Raw genomic sequence first — 1,341 nt, 5'->3', positions numbered from 1 at the left:
CGTTCCAATGGCTCGATCGCTGACTATGCATCCGGGTTTACCGTAGATCCGCACCAGCGCATCCAGCTCACGCGCAATGGACGTGTCACGGTTTGATGCCGCTCCTTTGATAGCATTTATTGCAGCAAAGGAGACGAACTATGGGAACGAAACGCACGGACGAATTCCGCGCTGATGCGGTGCGGATCGCGCTGACAAGCGGGCTGACACGCAGGCAAGTTGCCTCAGATTTGGATATTGGCTTATCGACGCTGAACAAGTGGGTGACGGCGCATCGTGACACCAATGTGGTGCCTGACAAGGACTTGGAACTTGCCCGGGAGAATGAACGGCTTCGGCGAGAGAACCGCATTCTCAAGGAGGAGAGGGAGATTCTAAAAAAGGCAACGCAGTTCTTCGCGGGGCAAAAGCCATGAGGTTTCGGTTCATCGAAGAACACCGTCACGCCTTCTGCGCCAAGCGGATGTGTGACGTGCTGGGTGTCAGCTCACGCGGCCTGCGCGCCTATCGCAACCGCCCTGCCAGCCAAAGACAGAGGACTGACATGGTCGTGCTGGCCCACATCAAGGAGCAATCCCGTCTAAGCTTGGGCAGCTATGGACGACCGAGGATGACGGAAGAATTGAAAGAGCTGGGCTTGAATGTCGGCCATCGTCGGGTTGGCAGATTGATGCGTGAGAATGGCATACGGGTCGAGAGATCGAAGAGATACAAGGTGACAACGGATAGTAATCACGCCTTCAACATTGCGCCCAACCTGCTGAACCGTGACTTCCAGGCGGAGGGACCCAATCAGAAGTGGGCAGGTGACATCAGCTATGTGTGGACCCGTGAAGGGTGGTTGTATCTCGCGGTTATCCTCGATCTGCATTCACGCCGGGTGATCGGTTGGGCGGTGAGCAACCGGATGAAGCGCGACCTGGCAATCCGGGCATTGAAAATGGCTGTTGCGCTGCGGCAGCCGCCCAAGGGCTGCATCCATCACACCGATCGTGGGTCGCAATATTGTTCGCACGACTACCAGAAGCTTCTGCGCCACCATGGGTTCATGGTATCGATGAGCGGCAAGGGCAATTGTTATGACAACTCTGCCGTCGAGACCTTCTTCAAGACGATCAAGGCAGAGCTGATCTGGCGGAGACCATGGCATACGCGAAGAGAAGCAGAGCTGGCCATCTTCCAATACATCAACGGCTTCTACAATCCGCGAAGGCGGCACTCAGCACTGGGTTGGAAAAGCCCGGTCGCTTTCGAAAGGAAAGTGGCCTAAACGAGCACGTGGGGCGGCACAAAAACGCGACAGGTCCAGTCACGCCTTCTGCGCCAAGCGGATGTGTGACG

At 56.5% G+C, this 1,341-nt stretch carries 1 protein-coding gene; it reads left to right on the top strand.

Features of this window, described 5'->3' with window-relative positions:
- Positions 1–140: 140 nt before the first annotated feature.
- A protein-coding gene (locus tag ACGYLA_RS19530; protein ID WP_394434637.1) for an IS3 family transposase occupies positions 141–1,270 on the top strand; the annotation gives its coding sequence in 2 pieces (ribosomal slippage) (positions 141–384 and positions 384–1,270; 1,131 coding nt in all).
- Positions 1,271–1,341 lie beyond the last annotated feature (71 nt).

Source organism: Sulfitobacter sp. 1A13679 (assembly GCF_043557115.1).
Lineage (GTDB): Bacteria > Pseudomonadota > Alphaproteobacteria > Rhodobacterales > Rhodobacteraceae > Sulfitobacter > Sulfitobacter faviae.
The sequence above is the reverse complement of the archived record's forward strand: the minus strand, read 5'-3'. Positions and strand labels throughout refer to the sequence as shown.